Origin of the sequence: Calidithermus terrae (genome assembly GCF_003574345.1) — a bacterium.
GTDB lineage: Bacteria > Deinococcota > Deinococci > Deinococcales > Thermaceae > Calidithermus > Calidithermus chliarophilus.
In genome coordinates, this window is record NZ_QXDL01000445.1 from 1 (window position 1) to 981 (window position 981).

Annotated in this window: 1 pseudogene; it reads left to right on the forward strand. The window is 76.7% G+C overall.

Annotated features, from left to right (window positions below):
- A pseudogene (locus Mterra_RS22750) lies at positions 1-981 on the forward strand (hypothetical protein); the annotation flags it as partial.

The following is a 981-nucleotide window of genomic DNA, read 5'->3' on the forward strand; positions in this document are numbered from 1 at the left end:
GGGCTGGCTGCGCGGGGGGGAGCTTCTCGAGCCGCGCGCGGTGGGTCAGGCCCTCAAGGCGCTGCTGGCCGAGCTGGGCTTCCGCGGGCGCGGCGACCTGGTGTGGGTGCTGCCTCCCGAGCTGATGAGCCTGCGCCTGACGCGCACGCCCGGCCTCGAGGGGGAGTTGCTGATGAAGGCGCTGGAGCGGGAGGTGGAGGCGCTGCCCCCGGCCCGCGCCGAGGCCTTCGTCCCCCGGATCAGCCTGCCGGAGGCGGTGGGGGGCCAGGCCCTGCTGGGCAAGGTCTACGAGCCGACCTTCAAGCTTTTGGCCCGGCTAGCCGAGGAGTGCGGGCTGCGGCTGTGGGACGTGGAGCAGCACGGGGTGGCGCTGGCCGTGCGCCACGCCCAGCGCGCCCCGCGCGAGGGGCTATGGATCCTGCTGCACCTCGAGCCGTCGGCCAGCAGCCTGGCGGTGCTGTGGGGGGACAAGCTGGTGCGCGCACGCACGCTGGTGGCCCTGCTCGACCCCTGGGTGCAGGCGCTGCGGGGGGAGGCGGGCTTGCTGCGGTTGCTGCTCGACGACCCCGGCCGCCTCGAGGCGGCGGAGGTCTTGGCGGCGATCGCGGCGGCGGTGGAGGAGACCCTGCTGGCGGTGGCGCAGGAGGGCGGGCCCGTCGAGCTGGTCAAGGCCGCGCAGGAGCAGCGCCTGAGCGCGCTGCTGCTGGCGGGCGCGGGCGCGCTGCACGAGGGGCTGTACCAGGGGCTGCTGGAGAGCTATGGCGGCTTCTTCGCCGTCGAGCGGCTGGGGCTGGGGCTGGAGGGGGTCACCGGGGTCGAACTGGCCCCGGAGGCGCTCTACAGCCCCCTGCTGGGCGCGGGGGGCGAGCGGGTGGCCCGCTTCCCCCTGGCGGGGGAGAAGGTGGACTGGTCCGGGCGGCTGCGCCCGGCGCGGCTGGCGGGGCTGGGGGTGAGCGCGGCGCTGCTGGCGGGGGGCTGGGC